At 54.8% G+C, this 23,544-nt stretch carries 14 protein-coding genes; all 14 read left to right on the top strand.

From position 1 onward, the window contains the following. Positions 1-392 precede the first annotated feature (392 nt). The 14 genes from SCARR_RS13475 (at position 393) to SCARR_RS13410 (ending at position 23,544) form a co-directional block, all read left to right on the top strand. Entirely contained in the window at positions 393-1,037 is a 645-nt protein-coding gene (locus tag SCARR_RS13475) for a hypothetical protein (RefSeq protein WP_136062211.1), read from the top strand. Further along, positions 1,034-4,114 carry a chondroitinase family polysaccharide lyase gene (locus SCARR_RS13470; protein ID WP_136062210.1) on the top strand — a complete coding sequence of 1,027 codons (3,081 nt, stop codon included), beginning with the start codon at positions 1,034-1,036 and terminating at the stop codon, positions 4,112-4,114. The genes SCARR_RS13475 and SCARR_RS13470 overlap by 4 nt, the downstream gene beginning before the upstream one ends. A 559-nt stretch (positions 4,115-4,673) precedes the next feature. Next, a complete protein-coding gene (locus SCARR_RS13465) occupies positions 4,674-6,044 on the top strand; it encodes a glycoside hydrolase family 27 protein (RefSeq protein ID WP_136062209.1) in 1,371 nt (456 codons plus the stop codon). Positions 6,045-6,120: 76 nt separating this feature from the next. Beyond that, a complete protein-coding gene (locus SCARR_RS13460) occupies positions 6,121-7,719 on the top strand; it encodes a hypothetical protein (RefSeq protein ID WP_136062208.1) in 1,599 nt (532 codons plus the stop codon). Positions 7,720-7,809: 90 nt separating this feature from the next. Beyond that, complete coding sequence (locus SCARR_RS13455) at positions 7,810-8,106, top strand: helix-turn-helix domain-containing protein (RefSeq protein ID WP_136062207.1); 297 nt, start codon at positions 7,810-7,812, stop codon at positions 8,104-8,106. Then, positions 8,103-9,251, top strand: a complete 1,149-nt coding sequence (locus SCARR_RS13450) for a type II toxin-antitoxin system HipA family toxin (RefSeq protein ID WP_136062206.1) — start codon at positions 8,103-8,105, stop codon at positions 9,249-9,251. The genes SCARR_RS13455 and SCARR_RS13450 overlap by 4 nt, the downstream gene beginning before the upstream one ends. Positions 9,252-9,297: 46 nt before the next feature. Continuing rightward, complete coding sequence (locus SCARR_RS13445) at positions 9,298-9,855, top strand: RNA polymerase sigma factor (protein ID WP_136062205.1); 558 nt, start codon at positions 9,298-9,300, stop codon at positions 9,853-9,855. Then, positions 9,855-11,828 (top strand): serine/threonine-protein kinase, encoded by a 1,974-nt coding sequence (locus tag SCARR_RS13440; RefSeq protein ID WP_136062204.1) that lies wholly within the window; start codon positions 9,855-9,857, stop codon positions 11,826-11,828. Before SCARR_RS13445 ends, SCARR_RS13440 begins: the two co-directional genes overlap by 1 nt. A 94-nt stretch (positions 11,829-11,922) precedes the next feature. Then, a complete protein-coding gene (locus SCARR_RS13435) occupies positions 11,923-13,005 on the top strand; it encodes a PEP-CTERM sorting domain-containing protein (RefSeq protein ID WP_168433295.1) in 1,083 nt (360 codons plus the stop codon). A 21-nt stretch (positions 13,006-13,026) separates the two neighbouring features. Beyond that, on the top strand, positions 13,027-15,414 hold the full coding sequence (locus SCARR_RS13430) for an autotransporter outer membrane beta-barrel domain-containing protein (protein WP_136062202.1): 2,388 nt from the start codon (positions 13,027-13,029) through the stop codon (positions 15,412-15,414). Between the two features lie 246 nt (positions 15,415-15,660). Next, positions 15,661-18,588: a glycoside hydrolase family protein gene (locus tag SCARR_RS28495; RefSeq protein ID WP_187356376.1), complete on the top strand. Its 2,928-nt coding sequence runs from the start codon at positions 15,661-15,663 to the stop codon at positions 18,586-18,588. Positions 18,589-18,666: 78 nt separating this feature from the next. Next, positions 18,667-19,683 carry a transposase gene (locus SCARR_RS13420; protein ID WP_136062201.1) on the top strand — a complete coding sequence of 339 codons (1,017 nt, stop codon included), beginning with the start codon at positions 18,667-18,669 and terminating at the stop codon, positions 19,681-19,683. Beyond that, the gene (locus SCARR_RS13415) at positions 19,671-22,019 is read left to right on the top strand and encodes a CBM96 family carbohydrate-binding protein (protein WP_136062200.1); all 2,349 of its coding nucleotides are present in this window, start codon (positions 19,671-19,673) and stop codon (positions 22,017-22,019) included. The genes SCARR_RS13420 and SCARR_RS13415 overlap by 13 nt, the downstream gene beginning before the upstream one ends. 97 nt (positions 22,020-22,116) lie before the next feature. After that, complete coding sequence (locus SCARR_RS13410) at positions 22,117-23,544, top strand: sulfatase (RefSeq protein WP_136062199.1); 1,428 nt, start codon at positions 22,117-22,119, stop codon at positions 23,542-23,544.

Below are 23,544 nucleotides of genomic sequence, written 5' to 3'. Positions count from 1 at the left end.
AGCAACGGATCAAGCGGGCAGGAATAGGTGCTGTTTTCTCCAGAAATGCCAAAGCATAGGGATCGCATTGATTGGTGCAAAATATTCCCGTATCTGCGGCAGCCCACTTCTTCAGAATATTCGTTGGTTGCCGCTTCGCTGCCGTCGCTTCGCGCCAGCCTCACTCCGTGTTTCATACCTTCGTTGCCACTAAAATCCATGAAGAACAAAATAATGGTTTAATATTGTACTCTCGATGTATTGTGAAAGCGGTTTGTTTCAGCAACACTGTGATGCATGTAACCGGAATGCCGAATTATGAGGTGAAGGATCCGCTTTTCGAGGATTTGGAGGACGGCCGTTCCTTAAGCCTGATCGAACTCTGGCTGGTGCAGGATACAAAGGAATAGAAGATGAAGCTACCGAATATGAGCAATGCCTCCTATGGGAGTCTGGGGTTTGAAGCCGCCCGCCATCCCGGTTTTGGGCCCGCCTATGCGTTTTCCTACAGCACGGATCGCGAGGGGGAACCGCTGGAGGGCGCAAGCGTCCGCTTTGCATGGGACGAGTCCGGCTTATTTGTTTTGGCGGAGTTGGAGGATTCCTGTTTGATTCAGAAAAACCGGACCGATGAACAACTGCATTATGAATCCGGCGATCTTTTCGAGTTGTTTGTGAAACCGCTCAACGAACCCTACAAGTGGGAGATGTATGCAACTCCCTTCGGCAACAAATCGACCCTCTTTTTCCCCAGCTGGCCAACGGAGTTGACGCCGGAGGAAGGGCTGACGCAGCATGAATTCCACGGGTTGGACGTTTCGGTCGAGCAAACGCCCAACGGTTGGAATGCGCGCATGTTTGTTCCGGTCACGCAGCTCACGGCGCTCGGCGCGGGGTGGGGCGACGGTACGGAATGGACGGTCTTCTGCGGCCGCTACAATTGCAATTCAGAAGATCTCGCCGACCCCGAACTCTCCATGGCGCCTCCGCTTTCCGCCACCAACTACCACTTAATCAATGAATATGCTCGGTTGGTATTGAGCGGAGGACACGCATGAACCACCAGTCCATCATGTGTCGAACCGCATTAATGTTCACCCTTTTTGCCGCATCTGCATTGCAGATCCAGGCCGGCGCGGCTCAGGGAACGATTAAGGAGCCGGATGCCGAAATCCTCAGTTTCGAAACGCAGGCCAACATCGATTCCGTCCGCGCCACACAATCGACCTTTCGCCAAAGCGATACGCTTTCGATGCTGGGCCGTCAAAGCCTCCAGTGGGATTGGAAGGCCGGCGCCAGCCTCGACCTGCCGCTGCTCAACTACTACTCTCTGAAAACAAAACTCTCCCCCTTTGCTAAGAACCAGTGTCTCGTGCTCTGGATCTACAACGAAACACCGAGCGCCGGACACTTGACCCTTTCGCTGGGCAACGAAAGCGGCTTCACGCTTTCCTGCCCGTTCTATCTCGACTACACCGGTTGGCGAACCGCGCACATTCCGCTTTCGCAAATGCAGGGCGACGCCCCGCAAATGGGTGACTATACCGAGTTTAATCAGCTCCGGTTTTTGGTTCCGGAAGATCATCCCGAAAACGGCGGCCGCTTCTTTATCGACGATGTCTATACCTCCGTTATCGACGCGCGCCACCCTTCGGCCGATTACCAGGCGCCCTACGTCCGTTGCTTCTTCAACGGTTCCGCACATGTCACACAATGGGCGAATCAGAAAACGTTGCCCGCAAAGACTGATTTGCGGATCAAACAGATTCCGGTTTCAGCCGGCGACCTCGCGGCTTTTTCCAGATTATATGAAATGGAGCTGCGCAAGACGGTCGCCCCGTTCGAGGGCCAGGGCCTTTCCGCGAAAAAGTTCGAGTCGGCATTAAAGGCGTTTGAAAAAACGGGCGTTAAGGAAGTTCAGCATGAAGGAAAAACCTATCTGCAAGGGCCTTACATCGCCTTGGCGGGACAGGGGCTTCCACAAAACCTTTTTGAAGAGGGGAAGGAACAGGGCCGGATCATTCAGCTGAGTTCCTATCAGAACGTACTGTATTCTCTGGCTCAGTCCTTCCATCAGAGTACCGATGCCGCTCAGCGGGAAGCGTTGAAACAAAAATTTATGATGGCAACACGTGCCTACCTGCAGTCCGGTTGGGCTGCCGGCAGCAACATGGGCGCCTTGCATCATCTGGGTTACAACAATCGGAAGATTGCACCCGCCTTTTTCATGATGAAGAAAGAACTGGCGGAAGCGGGACTGCTGCCGGCTGTCTCCGACAGCCTGAACTGGTTTACCGTCGCCCACGTCGTTAATGATGAAATGCATACCGATCCGGATCTCGACCTCTTCAATACGGTTTTATATTCGCACTATCTGGCCACCATGATGCGTCCGGACGAGCGCGACAGTGCCCGGCATGTTAAGCTGTTCGCCCAATGGCTCTCCCGCACCTATGCCGATGACACCAAGCGTGGCGGTTTCCGCAATGACGGCACGGCCTGGCACCACTGGGGGCATTATCCGGCCTACACCGGCGGCGCGATCGATAACGCCGTCAAGGTGGCCAACAATTTGACGTTGGCCGGTTTCCCGCTCGATCCGGAAGGGCATGCAGGGCTCCAGCGCGCCGTGAAAACCATTATGCTTTATCAGCAGGGCGACCGCTATCCGCGCAGCCTGTGCGGCCGCCATCCGTTGAGCGGCAGTCATTTGAAGTTCATTGAATCCGACTACACAAAGACCTTCGTCGATTTGCCGCCCATCGATGCCGAATTAAAAGCGTTGCACGAATATCACACGGCCGACGGAGCGGTTTCCGGCAATTGGACGCTTCCTTATTCCGCTCTCAGCCTGCATCGCCGCGGCGACTGGCTGGCCGGTGTGCGGGGATTCAGCATCTATACGTGGGGCAGCGAAATCTATAACTTCAACCGCTTCGGGCGCTATCAGTCGTACGGCACGCTCGATATTCTCTATAAAAATGATCCGGCGTTGGCCTACGAAGGCTACGACTGGAATCTCAATCCCGGAACCACTGTCACCTATCTTCCGCTGGAGGAGCTGGAGTCGCCCATTCCAATCTGGATGGTGGTCGGTTCAACGCGCTTCGCCAACGGCGTCCACGATGCCGAGCACCGCAACGGAGCCCACGGATTTGATCTGGACGATGCCATGCTCACCAATATCGACCCAGGTTACGAAGAAATCTTCACCAAGGAAAAACTCACCGCCCGCAAGTCCACCTTCTTCATGGACGATATGATCCTGTGTTTGGGTACGGGTATTTCAGGCAAGCATCCGACAGCGCCGGTCTATACTGTCCTCACGCAACGGGGCATTGATCCTTCCGAAATCGCGGTGCTAATCAACGGTGAAAAAGCGGCCTTTCCGTGCCGGGAACAGCTGACAGGTTCCTTTGCCCTGTTTGATGGCCGTAAGACGGGCTATCTCGTGCCGGGTGATAACGCGCAAATCATTGTTTCCATGAAAGAGCAAATCAGCCGTGGTGATGAATGCACGTTCGACGAGGTGCGCAAGCCGCTGCGCGGCATGAAAAACGGCAAGGTTAACCGCCGGCGCGAGCCGGAAACGCGCGGCAATTTCCTCGCAGCATGCATCGATCACGGCGTCGCTCCATCGGACGATCGCTATAAATACATCGTTTTTCCATCGGTTGGCAAAGACGACTTCCTTGAAAAGGCCGATCGCGTGCAAAAGAACCCGGAACTGTTCTACAGGGTGATTTCCAGCAAGAGCACGCTGCACGCCGTACGCGATGTGCGCAACGGCGCCGACACCTATATTTGCTACGAAGCGCAGGATATGATCCCGCATGCCGCCCTGCACTCCGTGTCCGAGCCGAGCCTGCTGATCCTGAAAGACGAGGCCGACGGCTATGCCGTCAGCGCCGCCCTCCCGGATCTGCACCAGCCTGCCTTTTCGAGAGAGCACAACCACAAGCGTTATTTCAGCCAGCCCCGTGCGTTCGACATCGTCTTTGAAGGCTCTTGGACTTTGGATGCCGCCGATGAAGCGGTCTCCGTCAAACCGGTCAACGGGCAAACGGTGATAACCATCCGGGCGCAGCACGGCACCTCGAAGCACTTCCGCTTGAGCAGGGCTCCGGCGCAATAATCGTTCTTTAACTCTAAAGCTTGGATGGATATTTCCCGCGTTGTGCATGGCCTGCAGGGCGGCAACAACGGCGGGCTTGTCTTCGGGATAGGTTGCCCCGAACCATTTTCCATCAGAACAGAGCACCTTGCCGCGGGGCTGCCCGCGGGCAATCATTTCATAGACAAAGGAGCCGCTTGCAAAACCTCCCGGTTTTGAGCGGCAGTTATCAGTTAATTGTTATTAGTTATCGGTGTTATACACTGCAGACGAATGGGTTTTGCCTAATAACGAATAACTGAAAACCAGTAGCCGGAACGGCAAAGCCAGAGGTTTTGCAAGTTCCTCAAAGGAAGTGATATGCCATTCGGACTTAAATCCAATTAGCGTCTCGTCCCAGCCTGTCAGCAGCAAGATCATGGATTTCGGCTCTCCCCAAGGGCTCTGGAAAAGAAAACCCTCGCTATCAGTGCTGGCAGCGGGGCAATAGATTTTCATCTAGTCAATTGTCACTGTTTAGAAACGACAGAGCTTTGTCGTATATATAGATTCACAGTAATAAACGACGAAACGAGGATCTATGAAGACCAGAATTATATCAGTACTTAGTTGTGTGGCGATGGTTGGCGGCGCTTTGGCGATGGGGAACCGTATACGGGAGCCGTTGGCGCCGACCCCGCCGATGGGGTGGAACAGCTATGATTCGTATGGCACCTACGCCCACGAGCAGGCGTGTTTTGACAACTTGAAGACGTTCGTCGAAACCTTTAAGCCGCTGGGCTATGACTATTTCGTGATCGATGGGGGTTGGTACATCGAATACGAGCTCCAGCCCGGAACTCTGTTCCCGACCACGGATAAAGGGTTTGGCATCAACATGAACGAAGACGGCTATTTTATCCCGTCGAAAACCTATTTCCCGAACGGTCTCAAGGGCATTGCCGACGAGTGCCATAAAAACGGCGTGAAATTCGGCGTCCACTTCCTGCGCGGCATGCCCCGCAAAGCGGTGGAGCAGAACACGCCGGTCAAGGGCACGAAATATTTCGCGGCCGACATCGCCGACACGAACAGCATCTGCGGTTGGAACCAGCATACTTACGGCGTGGATATGTCCAAACCGGGTGCGCAGGAATACTATGACGGCTGGATTCAGCTGCTGGCCGACTATGGCATCGACTTCATCAAGGCCGACGACATTGTCAGCTTTCCCGATGAAATCGCCGCGGTGCAGAAAGCCATCGCCAAGTGCGGACGTCGGATGACGCTGAGTCTATCGCCGGGAGGGCGCGTGCTCGGCAACGAAATTAAGCTCTATGAAAAAGCCGACATGCTGCGTGTGACCACCGACGTGTGGGACAATCAACATGATATCGACGAATGCTTCGACTCGTGGCTGACGTGGCAGTATGTCCCGGTCCGCGAGGGCTTTTGGTTTGATATGGATATGATTCCGATCGGCGAACTCCAGGTCATGATTCCGAGAGGCACCACCCACAAGATGGCCGGTGAAGGCGCGCACCGTCAGGATCATTTCACGGTTCCGCAAAAAGAAACCTTCATGGCCATGCGGGCTTTGAGCGCCTCGCCATTGATGATGGGCGGCGTGCTGCCGACGCTCAAGGGCGACGACCTGCGGGTGCTGACCAGCAAGGAAATGATTGCCTGCAATCAGAACGGCAAGATGGGGCATCTCATCAGCAATAAGAAATATATTCAGACCTGGCTCACTGAAGAGCGCGGCACCGACAAAGACAACGGCTGGGTTGCGGTCTTCAACCGCATGGATGAAAAGGCAGAGACCTTCGTTTCAGTCAAGAGCCTTGGGCTTGATCCCGACAAGAAATACGAACTTTCCAATGTCTGGAAAGGGGCCCCGTTCAAACTCGGTAAGGTTGAACTCGCTCCGCACGGCTGCGTATTCATCCACTACACCGAAAAAACCAAGTAAACACAAAGGCACGAAGTTCATGAAGAATCTTCCTTGGTGTTCTTAGTGCCTTAAGCGAGTTTACGAGCGGGTGTTTATGAATTGGACTGTTCTGTTGTTCTGGGGATTCGCGCTTCCGGTTTTGGCATCGCCACCGGAAGCGTGGCCGTATTGGCCGGAGTATGCCAAGACGCCGCTGTCTGAAATCCAGCCTCAGGCGTGGCGCACGACGGATGATGTGATCGATGGGTGGGATTGGTCGATGCCAACGGAGGTGCAGCCTGCACCAAACTCTTTAATGGGGTTGCAACGCATGATCGGGCTGAACAAACCGATTCAGAAGATTGAGACCCATTTCCCGGTAAACGCCGTCACGCTGCATTGGATTAACTGGCGCGACATTGAGCCTGAGGAAGGCGTCTACCGCTGGGATCTCGTAAAGGCACGCATAGAAGAAACCCGGGCGCAGGGCAGCGATTCGGTTCTGCGTATTCTTACATCAGCGAAGGCGATGGGGAAGAATGGAAGTTATTCGCGGGAAAAAGGCGCCGCGCCGCGCTGGCTGGAAAAATACGACATTCCTTCCCATGTAGAAAAAGAAGGAGCGAACAACGAAAACTACGAGGTGTCGCATCCCGAATTCCACAAGCGCTATATCGCGCTGATCGAGTCGTTCGGAAAGAGCGGCATCCCGCAGATGCTGCGGGCGGCGTATGTCGGCTATGCTTCGCCATCGTTTGGCGACGAGGGCATCGGGCCGGACGGCGATCCGCATGTGATTGAGCGGCTCGATGCCTGGGGGCTCGCTTTCCAGGGGTTGGAAAACCGGGTGTTCATGGGCGGGCCGAGCGAGTACGGTTTTAAAAAGGGCTTCGGCGTGCGGCGCGGCTTTGTGGAGATGTATCTCTACACGCTTCCGGATGAAAATATTGGCCAGACGATTGATGAAAACGGGTATGTGGTCGTCGATGAAAACTCGCCGGTGCTGCGTCGGAATCCATTCCATGGCGAAGTGAATGAGGAGTATGAAGAAGCGTGGGCGACCGCTGAGCGCGGGTTCCGTTTCGGTAAAACCACCGACAGTTTTGCCTATCGCTATTTCTGCGCCAACCTGCGCCTGTTGCAGATGCGCTGTTCCTATGTGCACAACAAGGATACGATCGTCCCCGAACTGCTGCCCTTCGTGGCGCTGGAGTTGGGGCGCACCGTTGAGGATACGCCGGATATCTGGTGTTTCATGCGCGAGAGTTATCTGCGGAAATATGGCGCCGCCAAAAACTGGGAGCGCTGGCTCTATCAGCGCGACTCTGATGGCTTCGAAACCGAACCCGCCGTCCAGATCGAACACCCCATCAAAATGTGGATGGTGGAAAAGAACCGCAGCTACGATTATATCGCCCGCTCCGGCAAGCGCATTGGCCTCGCCATCGATGACCGCTGGTGTGGCGGAAAGCCCGTCGATGTGGCGATCAAGATTACCTACTTTGATATCGGAAAAGGCAAGGTTCAGATGAGCGCCGGTCGGCAAAAACGCACCATCAAGCTGACGGGTTCCGGCAAGCTGAAAACCGCCACGTACTTCCTGAAAAACGCCGTCTTTTCCGCCAAGAACATGGAATACGATATTGTTTTCCGAGGTTTGGAAGTCGAGGCAGTCATTTCATTTGTGCGTGTCATTCGGGTGGGAGAAGTGTAATTGCGCTCCCGCTTAATGGTACGAAGTTTTTTCTTTTATTAATGTCCAAATAGCGTTATATAAGTTCTGTTTTATTGGTTAAGGAACATTATGTGGGCACTTAAGACAAATTCTGAAGTTACGGGTGAGTTGGTGGCGCGATGCCGGGAGGTTCGGTTGTCGCAAAACATGACCCAGCAGGAGGTGGCTGCGCGGGCCGGAATTTCGTTGCGCACCTATCGCCGGTTTGAGCAGGAAAACCAGATTTCGCTGGAGCGCTTTGTCGCTGTGGTTCATGCGCTTAATCGCATGGGAGATTTGGAGTTGCTGCTTCAGCCGCCACCGCTGCGGGATTTGAAGGAGCTTGATTCGATTGCTCCAAAGCGCAAGCGGGCGAGGAAGTCATGAGGCTGGAAGTCCGATGCCTGGATGCCGTGGTTGGTGTGTTGAACGATGATACTGGAAAGATGTTGTTCCAATACGACGAGCAATTTCTTCGTTCGGGCACGGAGCTGTCGCCGTTCTATCTTCCATTGCAGTCTGGTGTCATTGAAGTCAAGAGCCCGTTCGAGGGTGGCTTGCCTGGGCTCTGTGCCGATTCATTGCCTGATTATTGGGGGCGAACCATCATGGACCGGCGTTTGCGCGAGGCCGGGATTGATCCGGTTCGGGTTTCGATGCTGAAGCGGTTAGCGCTTGTTGGCGAAGGCGGACTGGGGGCGTTAAGCTATCACCCGGCGGAGTCGGAGGATGCCTACGAAATCGGATCGCTCAAGAAGGCCGTCCATTTTTCACGACAGATTTTGCAGATGGCCGAGGGGGGATTGCCCGGCTCGAAAATCATGCAGCAGGCGGGCTCTAATCCCGGCGGGCGCTATCCCAAGCTTTGTGTGGGCTGGAACCCGGAGGAAAAACGGATCGTGGTGGGTTCGCAGCGCCTGCCGGAAGGCTGTATCCCTTGTCTGCTTAAGCTCGATTTGGGCGTGGCCATGCCGCAGGGAAAAGAAACGGTTTGCCGACAGGAGGCCGTGATGCTCGGTCAGGCCCGGGAGGCTGGAATCCGCACGCCCCGTCACTGGTTGCTGGAAGGAATGGACGATGAGGGGCATTCGTATGCCCATCTTTTGATTGAGCGCTTTGACCGTTGCGAAGGAAGTAGGCTTCATACGCACTCCTTCAGCGGTGTGGCCCATAAGTTGCCTGTCCGTTACGGAGCGAGCTATGAAGAGTTGCTGCGGGTGGTGTCGGCTTTGACGCGCGACTACCGCGAGGTCGAAGAAATGTTCCGGCGCATGGTCTTCAATGTGCTGAGCGGCAATCGCGATGACCATGTGCGCAACCACGCATTTCTGATGACGTCGGCCAACCAGTGGCAGTTGTCGCCCGCATACGACCTGACCCCGACTCCCGAACTCGATGAGCACGCGTTGGGCATTAATGGAAAATGGTCCGGCATCACTACATCGGATCTGATCCAGGTTGGCGCAACCTTTTCCATTAAGGATGTAGATGGCATCATTGATCGGTGTGTTACGGTCTTACAATCGATGTGAAGGAGAGAGTTTGAGCGAAGAGTAGAAAACGCGGCAGTCGCTGCTGATGCGGGCGAAGGATCCAACCGACGAAGAGGCGTGGGCGGAGTTCGTGAAGTATTACGAAAAGTTTATCTTCCACCTGCTGCACCGCATGAGCATCAATGCCGACGATTTCCATGATTTGGTGCAGGAGGTTCTGATCAAACTGTGGAAGAGCCTCAAAACCTATGACCGGAGCCAGTCTGGTTTCCGTACCTGGCTGGCGCGGGTGGTGCGCAATGCGGTGTGGGATTATTTTGCCCGCGAAAAACGTCGATCCACTGCAATGGCAAAGGAGCAGGAAATTGCGAACCACTTGCGCGAAACCCCCGCGACCGAGGTGGAGGCGATGATCGAAAAGGAATGGATCATCTATTTGACCGGCCTGGCGATGGAACGCATGTGCAAGGTGTTTTCGGGGGAAGCGGTTAATGTGTTCGCGTTGAGCTTGGACGGGAAGTCCACGGAGGAGATCGCGAAGCAGCTGAAGCTGAAGACGACGTCGGTTTATACGCTGCGGAACCGCGTCAAGGCGCGCTACATTAAAGAAGTCCATGCTCTGATGGAGCAGTTGGAAGGTTGATGAAAAAGACACCGGAACAGGATCGCTTTGCAGGGGATTCGGCCGAGGAGCGGCTGGAAACGCTGTACTTTATGGCGGAAAAGTATGATGAGATGGGTGAAAAGGAAATCAATCCATCATTGCATAGCCTTTCGCAGGTGACGCAGCGCTACCAATCCGCCGAGCTGATTGCCGAGGGCGGCATGAAGCGGATCTTCAAGGTCTACGACGCGCGCGCCAAGCGGCCGTTGGCCATGGCGATGCTGCGCGATGATGCGCCGGAGGATTTGCGCGATCCCTTTATCCATGAGGCCTGGCTGACTGCGTTGCTCGACCATCCCAACATTATGACGATCCACGATGTGGGTGTGAAAACGCCGGGGCAGCCCTATTTTACGATGGATCTGAAGCAAGGGGATTCGTTGCGGGAGCTGATTGAAAAGCTTCATGCCGGAGACCGAAAAATGCAGGCGCGCTATCCGTTGGAAGCCCTGCTGCAAATTTTTATCAAGGTGTGCGATGCCGTTTCGTATGCCCACTCGCTTCATGTTTTGCATCTCGATCTAAAGCCGGCCAATGTCCAGATCGGCGAATATGGCCAGGTGCTGGTATGCGACTGGGGGCTGGGCCGGGTGCTGGGCGGCGACGATCTGCAGGAGCTGGACCGCATGCTGTTCAATCCCGATCTGCTGGGGTCAACGAACTTGTTCGGCCAGATTAAAGGGACGCTTGGCTATATGGCGCCGGAACAGCTGGCGGAAGACATGGAGTTGGATGCCCGAACCGATATCTACGGGCTGGGCTGCATCCTCTATTCGCTGCTGACGCTCTTGAGGCCCCTCACCGGCGATGACGAGGAAATACTGAAGCGTACAAAGGACGGTGCCATTGTTTCGCCAACCGAACGGACGCCGGAGCGGGAGATTCCCAAAAGCCTCAGCGCAGTGGTGATGAAGGCGCTGGCGACCAACCCCGCGCAACGCTACGGCTCGGTTGATGCGTTGCGCACGGAGGTTCATCGCTATCTAACTGGATTTGCCACGCAGGCCGAAAACGCCCGGGTGCTGAAGCAGTTGAGCTTGTTCTATCGCCGCAACCGCCGCTTTTGCCTGACTCTCTTTGGTTCCGTGCTGGTCATCGTGGCTGGAGCGGTGGGATCGTTCTGGAAAGTGAGCGAGGCGCGGCGAGCTGCGGAAAACACGCTGGCGCTCTACGAAGCCGGCCAGAGCGATCTCGAAAAAATGAGTTTTAAAAATGCGGAGTCGATTGCGGCGCTGGCCGAGCGCTACCAGTTTCATGGCGATCAGAAACGGGCCGAAGCCATTTTGCTGGCCGCGCTGGAGAATGATCCCGCCAATGAGTTTTTGCTCCGGGAACTGGGTGTTCACTATTTCATTCTCCAGCAGTTCAACGCGGCGCTGCCCTATATCGAGCGGGGGATGCATCGGAAGGACGACGTTTGTGAAACGACCCGCATTTATGCCGGGATCAAGGTGGATGATGAAAAGCTGTCGGCTCCGCAGGTGGTTGATATCCTGCAGCGTGTACACATTCATGAACCCTTGATGTTGAGCATCTTGCTTCAGGACCAGCGGCAGCGGTTCGATCTGGAAGAGCGGGCGGAAATTCTGGAGGTCTATTTGCAGCTGATCAACCCGGATTGGACCGACGGCTGGTTTGAATACGACGCGGTGGCAAGCCGCCTGCGCATGGGCGGAAAAGGACTGTGGAGGGTCTCGACTCAGAAATCCGTTTTGATCGGCCTCAATCCGCGAACGCTTGATTTGAGCGGCTCGGAGGTCGAAGAGCTTTGGAAGGAAATTGATACCGCCGTCGAAACCCTTGATATTCGCGGAACTCCGATGACCAAACTCTGGCCGCTGAAGCGCTTTGTGCATCTGACGCAGCTGATCATCTCCCCCGGGCAATTATCGGAAGAGCAGCTCAACCCCCTGCCTGCACGCGTTAAGGTGGTTGAAAAGAACCTCGATTAGTTTTTTTTCATTCCTCTGTGTAGATCGCTCTGTTTCGCTCGTATACCTAATTGTATCCATACTAGTGGAAAATAATTACTGGAGAATGGGAAGCATGTATAAAAGAGCGATGAGATGGGGTGTTGTGTGTTTTATGGCTATGGCCATGAATGGTGCTGCAACGACGAATACGTTCAACAACGGCGGCGGGGACGGTTTTTGGTCTACTCCGGCGAACTGGATTGGCGGCCTTCCGACGGCTTCCGACTGGGCAAAGCATACGAGTAAAGGGGTTGTTCTAACAGTGGACAGCGCGGCCTATGCGGCGGACGTGGATGTATCGCACAACAGTACGGCCACGATTTCGGTCGTAACGGGCGGCAGCCTGACCGTCGGCGACCGGATGGATGTCGGCAACGCGGGAACCACTGGCACAGGGAAACTGGTGGTGGATGGTGGCGCGGTAAATGTGGGAAATACCATGACGTTTGGACGGTTCGGATCCCGCCATGGGATCGGCGAACTCAATTCAGGAAGCATTACGGTCGGAGGGACTAGCACCATTGGGGGAAACAATGCGACGGCCTCCGGCGAGCTCTCGATTTCCGGCGGAAACTACATCAACACGAGCGGTATTTTCAATGTGGGGCTGAGCGGTGAAGGCACGCTCAACATGAACGGCGGCGTTCTCCAGCTGCAGGAAGATACCGGTGTGGTATGGAATGCCCTTAGAATCGGGAGCGGTTCCGGGAACGGCACGCTCAACCTCAATGGAGGGACGATTTTAACCGGCGGAATGTTAATGGATCAGAACGCTGCGGGAACGGCCACGCTCAACCTCTTGGGCGGAACCCTGCAGGTGGAAGGCGCCTTCGCTGCCGCTGTGGGCATGCAGGATGATGCACAAATGGCCTTCGATGAGGGGACTTTTATTTGGAAGGGGAACCAAGTCAATGGTTTCACCGATCTGGTGGACGGCGGTTTCGTGAGCTGGGAGAACGGGATGGATGCCATGTTGACCGACAACTGGGATGCCAGCTGGACGAACGGCACAAGTGTTCTCTATGCGGATTACAACGATGCCAACGCCGGATACACCACCGTATGGGCCGTAGCCATCCCGGAACCGGCGTCGCTGGGCCTGATTGCTTTGATGGGCGGCGGCATGCTGTTTATTCGTCGATTACTGCAAATTTAATTAACCAAGGAGGAAGAAAAGATGAAAAAACATACGATGATACTGAGTTTGGCGGCTCTGATGGTTGCATCGATGAACGGCCATGCCGTTGATAAGTTTTTCTGGGATGCCTCGGGCGACCATTTGTGGGGCACGGCATCCAACTGGGCGGATACTACGGGAACGACCCTTCTGCCGGTTCCCGATGCCACGGATGTGGTTAAACATGTGAAGACGCCCGATAATCCGTTGTTGGTCAATGGGGCGGCGGTGGTCAAAGATTTGCTGATTGCCCACAATAACGAAACCTCCGTGTCGGTCATTAGCAACGGTGTATTGAATGTTGCCCAGGATTTAAAATTCGGTACGTTTGGTGCAGCCAAAGGGAAATTCAGCGTAGATGGCGGCGAGGTTCGGGTTGCAAGAAACATAATTGTCGGCGCAACCTCCACCGGAGTGAGCACGCTGGAGGTCAATTCCGGCAGTTTAACCGTTACCAACGCCCTGTGGCTGGGCAACAATGCTGCCAGCACGGTCGAGAATCTCTTTTCGATGACCGGCGGCTCCTATGAAAGTTTGGCAAATACCGTTATTGGCAGAAACTCACCCGGAAAACTGGAGATGAGCGGAGGAACGTTGATTGCGACTAATTCGGCCTTTCAGGTTGGTGAAGCGGGCGGAGCGGGTACGGTCAATCTGTCGGGCGGTACCATCAAGGCAACGGTAATCGACATCGACCGCGGCGCGGGCGGTGGCGACGTTAACCTGCTGGGCGGTACTCTGGAAGTTCTGGGCGGCTACGCCAGTGCGGTTGAAATGGTCAATGCGGCTCAAATGCATTTTGAAGGCGGGGCTTTGCAATGGAAAGGCGACCGGCTCGACTCGATCACCAATTTCGTGGATGGCGGCTCCATTACCTGGACCAACGGCATGACCAATATGCTGACGGGTGCCTGGGAATACAGCTGGACCAACGGAGAAAGCATTCTCTATGCGGATTACAACGATGCCGTGCCTGGTTTCTCGACGGTCTGGGCCTACAACACGGCCACTATTGTTCCGCCGCCGCAACTTCCGCCGGATCTGGACGGTCCGACCACCAATGTATTCAACAATCTTAGTGGCGACGGGCTCTATACCACATCCAACAACTGGGATATCCTCACCGTGCCGACCTCGGTCGACCTTGCGAAGCATGACAGCATCGGTGGCGTTTTAACGGTGCCTTCCCAAGTGCAGGCGCTGGATATGGAAATTTCTCACAACAGCACCGCCACGGTTTCGGTAGTCACGGGCGGAAGCCTGACCGTTTCGAACACCATGGTTTTGGGCAGCGCAGGCACCACAGGTGTGGGCGTACTTTCCGTCGATGGCGGTTCAGTAAATGTGGTGAATGATCTCTATTTCGGTCGATTCGGTACCGGCCGGAATGGTATCTGCGAGCTTATTGACGGCGATATTACCGTGGGGAACAAAACCTACATTGGCGGAAACAACGCGGGTTCCACGGGGACGCTATCCATCGTTAACGGAACCTATGACAATGAGCACGAGACGTTTCTCGTCGGGCTCACCGGCAACGGAACGCTCAATATGAATGGCGGCACGCTGACGCTGGATATCGCCAATAGTATCTGGAACCCGCTCCGGGTTGGAACGGGATCCGGGAACGGAACGGTTAACCTGAATGGCGGAGAAATATTTACCGGAGGCATGATTGTGGGGCAGGCCGCTCCGGATGCGGGTGTTGAAACCATCAACCTCTTCGGCGGAACGTTGCAGGTGGAAGGGGGGTTTGGTTCGGCGGTTCAACTTCAGGACGATGCGAAAATTCACATCGAAGGCGGTACCTTCCGTTGGAAAGGCGATCGGATTGCCGATGTGACGGGTTTCGTGACCAATGGACTGGTAATCTGGTCTGACGGAATGACCAACATGCTGACCGAAAGCTGGGACACGAGCTGGACCAATGGAACCAGCATTCTGTATGCGGATTTCGGCGATGCATTAGGCGGCTACACCACGGTCTGGGCCTTTGACACAACCTCGCTGCCTGCCGGCTACGATTCGTTCGCGCTCCAGTATAACCTGCTGGAAGGCGCCGAGGGAGACGACGATGACGACGGACTTTCCAATCTGGGTGAATATGCCATCAACGGCAATCCGACCAATGCGGCGGACACCGGCCAGACCGGCCTATCCAACGACGGCTCGACGTTTAGCTATGTCCACGCCAAGCTGGCCAACGACAGCAGCGTACTCTATCAGCTGATCGATACCACGGATCTGGTGAATGGAACCCCGGGCACCAACGGATACGTCAGTCAGGTTAATGGCCCGGTCATCGACGACTATCTGACGGTTACGAATAACTACGATATGACCGGCAAGAATAAGCAGTTCATCGAGCTGGAAATCGAGCGGCAATAAAACTGCAATTCATCGAAAATGTGATAGAAGTGGCTGTATCCATCAGGTGCAGCCACTTATGCCTTAATCCCTTCCATTCTAACCGAGGCGATTAGTCCCGATCTGGAAAGAGAGGTTGCAAAATGATTATGAGCAAAATGATTAAAAATAACACCCCGCACAGTAATCATTTTGCTCCAAATCATTTTGCCTAAAATTTCTGTTGTAGAGCCGCTTTAAGAAAAGAACCGAATTTTGAATAAAATTATGACACTCATAACGAGTGCGGTGTTGCTGCTGGCTTCGCCGCTGTTCGCGGAGAACGCTGGGCTGCAGGTCTATCCCGCGGTGCCGGGACTTCCGCCTTCGGAGCAGTACAGCTTCAAAGTGCGCACGGTCGGATCGACCAACTGGCTTGACTCCTTTGCTTTTATTACCCGCTGTCAGCAGGGCGGCAGCACCAATCACTATTTTGAACATCTGGAGGACTGGAGCCAGACCTACATTAATTTTGAAATGTCCAACGCCGTCCCTGTTGAAATTGAGATTTCCAAGGTCGGAGGCGCGCCGATCACCAACGCCGTAGTGCATCCGCAGCGCAAGGCCAGCTCGTGCGAGGTGATCGGAGGCAAGGCCTATGTGGTGATCGACGATCCGGCACTGTTCACGGTCGATATCGATGGGCAGATGGATGATCAGGACACCGGAAAAGGATATGTCGGCCCGCCAATCCACACGCTGACGGTCTTCGCCAACCCCTTTCTTCAGAACAAGCCCTCCATCAACGATCCGAACGTCTTTCTCGTTCAGCCGGGCGTGGTTCCGGCGGATACGGGCCCATGGGATACGCTCTACTTCTTGCCCGGCGTCCACGATATTGGCCTCGACTTCCACGTGCATGCCAACAAGAACTACTATATTCCCGGTGATGCCATCGTCCACGGAACCCTGAATAATCAGAAGGTCTGGAACGACGGCCACGATATTCTCATCTTCGGCCATGGCACCCTTTCTGGCGAACGCTATCCCCATCCCGACGACGACTCGCCGCCCGCGCCGGACGAAGACGACTGGAAATATAAACCGATCGATATCGTCGGGGCAAAAAACACAACGGTTGAAGGGATTACGATTACCGACTCGGCAATGCATTCACTCATGCTCATCAATGGCTATGCGCCCGAAACACCCACCGACATCCGCTGGACCAAAATCGTTACCTGGCGCGGCAACGGTGACGGCATAAATCCGTTCGGCAACGGGCTGATCGAGGATTGCTTCATCCGCACGCAGGACGACTCGACCTACGTCAACGGGCGCGGTATTCGGCGCGTGGTCTATTGGAACGACGCCAACGGCTCTGCCTTCGTGCTCTCTCCGGTTGGCGGCATCTCAAATCCCAACCTTGTGGTGGAGGATTGCGATGTGGTCTATGCCCGCGCCTCCTGGAACAACTGGTCTGGCGGGCGCCTGTTCAATATGCGCGGGGAGGGGAGCGGTACCGGCGGATCGAACGTGGTCTTTCGCAATATCCGCGTCGAGGACCCGCGCCCGACGCTCCAGCATTTCATGATCGCTATGCAGGGTGTCGAACCGTGGTCCGATCCCGAAGAGCGCCAGCGCGGCCCCGGTGATCTCGATGGTGTGCTGTTTCAGAATATTGAAATCGTCGCGCCCAGCGTACTCGGCGAGCCGGACGTGCTCTGGGGATCTTCCAATGCCTGGATCCGCAACCTGACGTTCGACAACGTCACCATCGGCGGGCAGCCGCTCGTCAGCGCCGACCATTTTCAATCCAACGAATATGTCACCAACCTGCACTTCGTGAATGCGGTGGCGATGGAACCCTATTTCTGGAACCATTCCGGCGACGGGCTTTGGCGCACAGCCACTAACTGGGCCGGCAGTGCCGGAACCAATGCCATTCCGGTTCCCCGGTCAACCGATGCCGTGAAGCATACGGTGATCGGCGGCAATCTGCTGGTGGACAGCACGGCCTATGCCTTTGATCTCGATGTTTCCAACAACAGTACCGCCACGGTTACGGTGGCGAGCGGCGGCCATCTGATGGTGGATAACCGCATCGATGTCGGCAACGCAGATTCGGCTGGCATAGGAATGCTGGTGGTCAATGGCGGTGCGGTGGATGCGGGGAATACCCTCACGTTCGGGCGCTTCGGCTCCCGGCTCGGTCTTGGTGAACTCAATTCCGGCAGCATTACGGTCGAGGGAGTTTCCTCGCTCGGCGGCAACAACGCAACCGCCAGCGGGGAACTCACGATCTCCGGCGGAACCTTCAGCAACACCAACGATCTGTTCAATGTGGGGCTGACCGGCGACGGAACACTCAACATGAACGGCGGCGTTCTCCATCTGCATATCGACGATGGGATATGGAATCCCCTGCGAATCGGCAAGGGTGCCGGGAACGGAATCGTAAACCTGACGGATGGCACCATCATGACCCGAGGGATTCAGATGGATTGGGGCGACACTGATCCGGGGGCCTCCACCATCAACTTGTTTGGCGGAACCCTCCAGGTGGAGGGAGGCTTTGCTTCTGCCGTGCGAATGGGCGATACCGCGCAGATGAATTTTGGAGAAGGCCGCTTTTTGTGGAAAGGCAACCGCGTCGCTGATTTCGCCAGCCTGGTCTCCGGAGGCTTCATCGCCTGGGCCAACGGGCAGGACGGAATGCTGACCGAAAACTGGGAGGAGAGCTGGACGAATGGAACCAGCATTCTGTTTGCCGACTACAATGATGTCTCCAACGGCTACACGACGGTGTGGGCAACCAAGACGTCGGCGTATGCCTCATGGTCGAACCAATATGGCCTGGTGGAAGGATCCGATGGCGATGACGATCAGGATCTGCTCTCCAACCTCTACGAATACGGACTCGGCGGCGATCCAACCAATCCCTTGCATCAGGGACATCTTCCAACCTTTGGAAACGAGGGCGTCGATTTTGACTATATCCACGCTGTCCGATCCGATCCAAACAGCGGATTGGACTATTACCTTGAACTAAACGAGAACCTGCTTTCCAATGGTTGGATACGAGGTGGCTATTCCGTCATCGGAACCAACGTGGTTGCCGGCGATTTTGACTTTGTCTCCAACCGCATTGCCACCGTCGGAACAACCAACCAGTTCATAAGGCTGATCATTGAAGAAAACTCGATAGCTCAATAGGGGCCAGAATAGGGGTCAGTCCGAACACTGTGTCAAAATGAGTTGACGAGGTATGAATTTAAGGATTTTTATACGGTCATGGCTAGAAGCGTACGAATTGAATATCCAGGGGCGGTCTATCATGTGATGTGTCGTGGTGATCGCAAGGAGTTGATATTTCGTGGCGATAATGACCGTCGTTTGTTTCTTGATGCTCTCGGAGAAGTCTGTGAACGAACCGGGTTCCGCATCCATGGTTATGTTTTGATGCCTAACCACTATCACCTCTTGCTGGAGACGCCGGAGGCAAATTTGGTTGCAGGTATGAAATGGTTCCAAGGCACATATACCCAGCGCTTCAACAGGCGTCATGATCTGTGTGGCCATTTGTTCCAAGGCCGCTATAAAGCGATTCCTGTGGATGCTGGTAACGAGGATTATTTCCGAAGGGTGAGCGACTATATCCACCTGAATCCTGCTCGGGGATGTTTGTTGGCGTCCAAGAATCCCAAGTTGAAACGCTTTGGTTGGAGTAGTTTCCCTAGGTTTGTTGGAAACGATCCTTTGCCTGAATGGCTTGAGAGTGACCGTGTGTTTGCCGCTCATGGACTGGTTGGAAGCGGTAAAGAAAAACGCCGAATATATTCCGGGATCATGGAAATACGGACATCAGAGATTCTCGAAGGAGGGGTATCGGAGAAGCTGGAGGAAGAATGGAAGGAATTAAGGCGCGGATGGTATTTGGGTGGTGATCTCTTCCGGGATGAATTGATGGAGCGGGCCGACCTTTCCGTGCAAGGCCGCAAGCGGGAATCTTATCGAAACGAGGGGATGAGACGGCATGATGAATCGGAGGCATTGCGTTTGCTGAGTCAAGCAATCACAGAATTACAGACTTCCTTAAGTGACTTGAAAGGCATGAAGCAGTCTGATCCCGTCAAACAAGCAGTTGCATGGTGGGTGAAGAGCCGAAGTGTTATTGGGGATGAATGGCTTTGCAATCGGCTTAATATGGGTGCTCGTTCAAACATACACCGGGCAGTAGCCCGGTATAGGAAGGAATCAGATGCCGGCGTGAGAGCAATCAAAGAAAAGTTGACGCTATGTTCGGACTGACCCCTATATGTGTTGTTACGGTCATGGTTGGGCTGGCGTTCGGCGCTTTGGCCGAACCCTCGCAGGTCGGCATATGCGATCTGCAAACCAGGACGGAGCGGTTCGACCCGGATTATGTCCGCGTCATCCAGGCCAATAATGCGCATACGGGGCAGGCGCTGCAATGGGCGGATGTGGAGCCGGTGCAGGGAACGTATGACTTTTCTGGGCTGGATTTAAGTTTGAAGCAGATTCAGGAGACCGGGCGCTACGCGATCATCAAGCTCAATGGAAACGACAAACCCGATTGGCTCTTCGACATCGCGCCGTACCATACCAATACAACATGGGACACGTCGGTCTTCGACACCATCGGCATTCCGATGTTCTGGCATACCAACTTTGTTTCGGCCTACAGCAACCTGCTCGCTGCCTACGGCACCTATCTGGAAACCAACGCCTACCACGCCATCATTTCCGGCGTCCGCCAAAATTTCAACCCGATCGGAACCGAGCACACCAGCGTGCCGACTGAATACCGCGACCTGTCGCAATGGTTCGTTCCGCCGGGCGTGGAGCAGGGGCCGGAATACAGTGCTTCCATCGTGCTTGATTATAAAAACGCCATCGTCGACACCCACATCGAACGAATCATGCCGCACACCTTTGTCTACATCCGCAGCAACATTGAAGATTCGATTCTCGAAACGAACCGCGCGCTGTTCGAGTCTGGCCAGCTGGGTTTTTTCCATACCGGTGCATCAATGGAGCAAAATCAGGTATTCAACCAGGACTGGCGCTATTCTCGCTACCTTGAATTCTGCAAGACCGGGCAAACGCGCGGCTTCTGCGAAATGGCCGGCTGGTTCCAGTATCTGGATAAATATCCGGCCACCGCATTCCCGAAAGTGCAGTGGAACTATTGGCGGCTGCTCTCCGATCTGCACTGCGGCGTCTCCATGTCCGGCTTTCATTATTCCACCCTGTTTAGTGGTTTGTTTGGCGAACCTGAATATGACGCCTCCTGGCAGTTTGCCGACCGCTATCTCGGCCTTCACGCCGAACCTTCAGCCACGCCCGGCGCATGGGTGGCGCTGCGTGGCACGGGCGACAACTATGCCGGCGACTACAATTTCCTGATGGAACGCCTGCCCGGCGACACGTCCACTGAGGTCGTCAACATCGGTTCAATCAATATCCGCTACGGCGCGTGGGCGCGCAGCCTGCCCGCCGGCGGAACCATGAACTTTTCCGTCAACTCTAATGTCTTTGCCGTAGGCGAGGCGATGACTGCCCGCGTCGTCTACTTCGACGGCGGAACAGGCAATTGGGAATTCCGGCAGGGTGGCGGAACCGCCATGACCGTGACCAACGCCAATAGCGGCGATTGGATCGAGGCAGAGACTGTCATTTCGAACAGCGCCAATCTCCAGTTCGTTAACGTCGGCATCGAAGGTGCCGTCTTTCATATGCTGGAACTCAATCGCATGGAACCGCCCGTCGTTGAGCCGGCTCTGACGAATGTATTCACCGCTGCCGACGACACCTTTATTGCTCAAGCCTATCCGGATCAAAATAAAGGCTCACTGGGTTTTGTTCGCCTGCGTTCCGATGTTGGAGAAAATGCTAAAACAATTCTCGTGAAGTTTTCGGTCGGCAGCATCACCGGTAAAATCGCCTCCGTAAAACTGCGGCTTCACTCCATCGATCTCGAGGACCTCGCCACAGTTCGACCAGCCGCCAGTTCGTGGGCCGAAACTGCTGTAACCTGGAACACCCGCCCAACCTTAGGCGAAATCATTGCCGGCAGCCATGCGGTTTCCGGGAAGTGGTGCGAGTGGGACGTCACCGCCGTCGTCACCAACAGCGGCACCTATTCCTTCGCCATCGAAAACGAGATCAACGGCGACCGCGACTTTACGAGCAAGGAAGGCGGCCTGCCGCCCGAACTGATTGTTGAACTCTACGATGCCGAAGGCAGCTATCGGGTATGGACCGGCGAACACGGCCTGTACGACGAGGCCGCTGATCATACCGCCGATCCCGATGCTGACGAAATCAACAACCTGTTGGAATATGGTCTCGGCGGCAGTCCGACGAATGGAGATTCTGCGGCCATGCTTCCAACCTTTGGAAGTGGGCTGGACTATGTCTACCGTCGCAGAAGCGACGCCGGTCTGCGCGGGTTGGATTATCAGGTGATAACCACGACTAACCTGGTGACTGGAACTTGGTCCACAAATGGATGTGTTGAAACCGGCGACGCCGAAATAGATGCTGCTTTCGAGTTTGTTACCAATGCGGTTGCAATGGATCAACCGCACAGGTTTCTTCAGTTACTCATCGAAATGGATTGAGCTTCCCGTTTAGGTTTCATGATTCGCATCGTATAAGTAGACATAACCTTTTGATGCGACGAATATCTTGTTGTTGGTTTGGAGGCCTGGAGTTTTTATGAAAGTGAAATATATTTCCGTCCTATTGATGCTGGTCGCCGGGCTGGCCGGTGCGGCTGAAAAGCCGAATGTGTTGTTTGTCGCGATTGACGATTTGAACGACTGGGTCGGCTGCTTCGGCGGGAATCCACAGGTGCAGACACCGAGTTTGGATAAGTTTAATGCCGAGGGCGGGATGGTGATGTTTGACGCACACGCGTCGTCTACCGTGTGTGGTCCATCGAGATCTTCGCTGCTGACGGGAAAGTATCCGCACAAAACCGGCGTGTATGGAAACACGACCAATCTGCGGAACGCCCCGAAAGCGAAGGATCTGCTGACGCTGCCTCAATATTTCAGCACGCATGGTTATCATGCCCTTTCGCGCGGAAAAATATTTCATCGCCATCCCTGGCCTGGCGAAGAGATGGGGGATCAGGGCCAATGGGCCTTTGATGAATGGGTCCAGGATAAAGGGGGTGTCGGCCCCATTAGCAAGGAACGGCCGGTTTGTGGTTTGCCGGCTGAGCCCGGTGATACATCCTATCATGCGAAAGGTTTTGACTGGGGCTCAACGGTTGGCAATGACGAAACGAAGATGAAGGATTATATCACGGCCGAATGGGCGGCGGAGCAGCTTAACACGCGGGACTTCGAGAAGCCGTTCTTCATGGCGATTGGCCTATCCAAACCGCATCTGCCCTGGTATGTGCCGCAGAAGTATTTCGATATGTATCCGCTGGATGAGATCGAACTGCACAAAACCATCCCCAACGATCTTGAGGATATTCTTAACAAATACGGGAAACCTGCTAAACCGAACGGAACCTGGCTTCGGGTGGAAAAAGCGGGTCGGCATAAGGAGGCGGTTCGGGCCTACCTCGCGACCATCACGTTTCTGGATGATTGTGTCGGTGTGCTGCTCGATGGATTGGAACAGAGTAAATATGCCAACAACACCATCGTCATGCTGTGGGGCGACCACGGCTGGCATTTGGGCGAAAAGCAACGATACGGGAAAACCATGTTATGGCAGGAATCCTGTCGCGTGCCTCTGATGGTTAAAGTGCCGGGAGTGACGCCGAAGAACAAACGATGTGATGGCGTTGTGAATCTGATTGATATGTATCCAACGCTGATCGATCTGTGCGGCCTGCCGAAAAATCCTGAAAATGACGGGCGCAGTTTTGTGAAGTTGCTGCACAACCCGGACATGCAGTGGAATACGCCGACGCTTTCGGATTACAACTATGGCGGACATCGGATTTATGACGGGCGATACAGTTATATTGTTTTCACCGAAAAGGGAACGGAAGAGCTGTATGACCACCAGAATGATCCGATGGAGTGGCACAATCAGGTGAACAACCCGGAATATGAACAGATCAAGGAACGCCTGAAGGTTTTGGTTCCGACTCAGCGCGAACCCGAATCCCCGAAAAACTGA

The sequence above is a fragment of the Pontiella sulfatireligans genome, from assembly GCF_900890705.1.
Lineage (GTDB): Bacteria > Verrucomicrobiota > Kiritimatiellia > Kiritimatiellales > Pontiellaceae > Pontiella > Pontiella sulfatireligans.
Note: the sequence above shows the minus strand (reverse complement) of the source record. Positions and strands in the feature narration are given on the sequence as shown.

Bases quoted from the DNA above. Each gene is read 5' to 3' on its own strand.
- SCARR_RS13465 (WP_136062209.1), top strand. From the start codon at position 4,674: ATGAAGACCAGAATTATATCAGTACTTAGTTGTGTGGCGATGGTTGGC.
- SCARR_RS13430 (WP_136062202.1), top strand. From the start codon at position 13,027: ATGAAAAAACATACGATGATACTGAGTTTGGCGGCTCTGATGGTTGCA.
- SCARR_RS13410 (WP_136062199.1), top strand. From the start codon at position 22,117: ATGAAAGTGAAATATATTTCCGTCCTATTGATGCTGGTCGCCGGGCTG.
- SCARR_RS13445 (WP_136062205.1), top strand. From the start codon at position 9,298: ATGCGGGCGAAGGATCCAACCGACGAAGAGGCGTGGGCGGAGTTCGTG.
- SCARR_RS13455 (WP_136062207.1), top strand. From the start codon at position 7,810: ATGTGGGCACTTAAGACAAATTCTGAAGTTACGGGTGAGTTGGTGGCG.
- SCARR_RS13440 (WP_136062204.1), top strand. From the start codon at position 9,855: ATGAAAAAGACACCGGAACAGGATCGCTTTGCAGGGGATTCGGCCGAG.
- SCARR_RS13475 (WP_136062211.1), top strand. From the start codon at position 393: ATGAAGCTACCGAATATGAGCAATGCCTCCTATGGGAGTCTGGGGTTT.
- SCARR_RS13470 (WP_136062210.1), top strand. From the start codon at position 1,034: ATGAACCACCAGTCCATCATGTGTCGAACCGCATTAATGTTCACCCTT.
- SCARR_RS13460 (WP_136062208.1), top strand. From the start codon at position 6,121: ATGAATTGGACTGTTCTGTTGTTCTGGGGATTCGCGCTTCCGGTTTTG.
- SCARR_RS28495 (WP_187356376.1), top strand. From the start codon at position 15,661: ATGACACTCATAACGAGTGCGGTGTTGCTGCTGGCTTCGCCGCTGTTC.
- SCARR_RS13450 (WP_136062206.1), top strand. From the start codon at position 8,103: ATGAGGCTGGAAGTCCGATGCCTGGATGCCGTGGTTGGTGTGTTGAAC.
- SCARR_RS13435 (WP_168433295.1), top strand. From the start codon at position 11,923: ATGTATAAAAGAGCGATGAGATGGGGTGTTGTGTGTTTTATGGCTATG.
- SCARR_RS13420 (WP_136062201.1), top strand. From the start codon at position 18,667: ATGGCTAGAAGCGTACGAATTGAATATCCAGGGGCGGTCTATCATGTG.
- SCARR_RS13415 (WP_136062200.1), top strand. From the start codon at position 19,671: ATGTTCGGACTGACCCCTATATGTGTTGTTACGGTCATGGTTGGGCTG.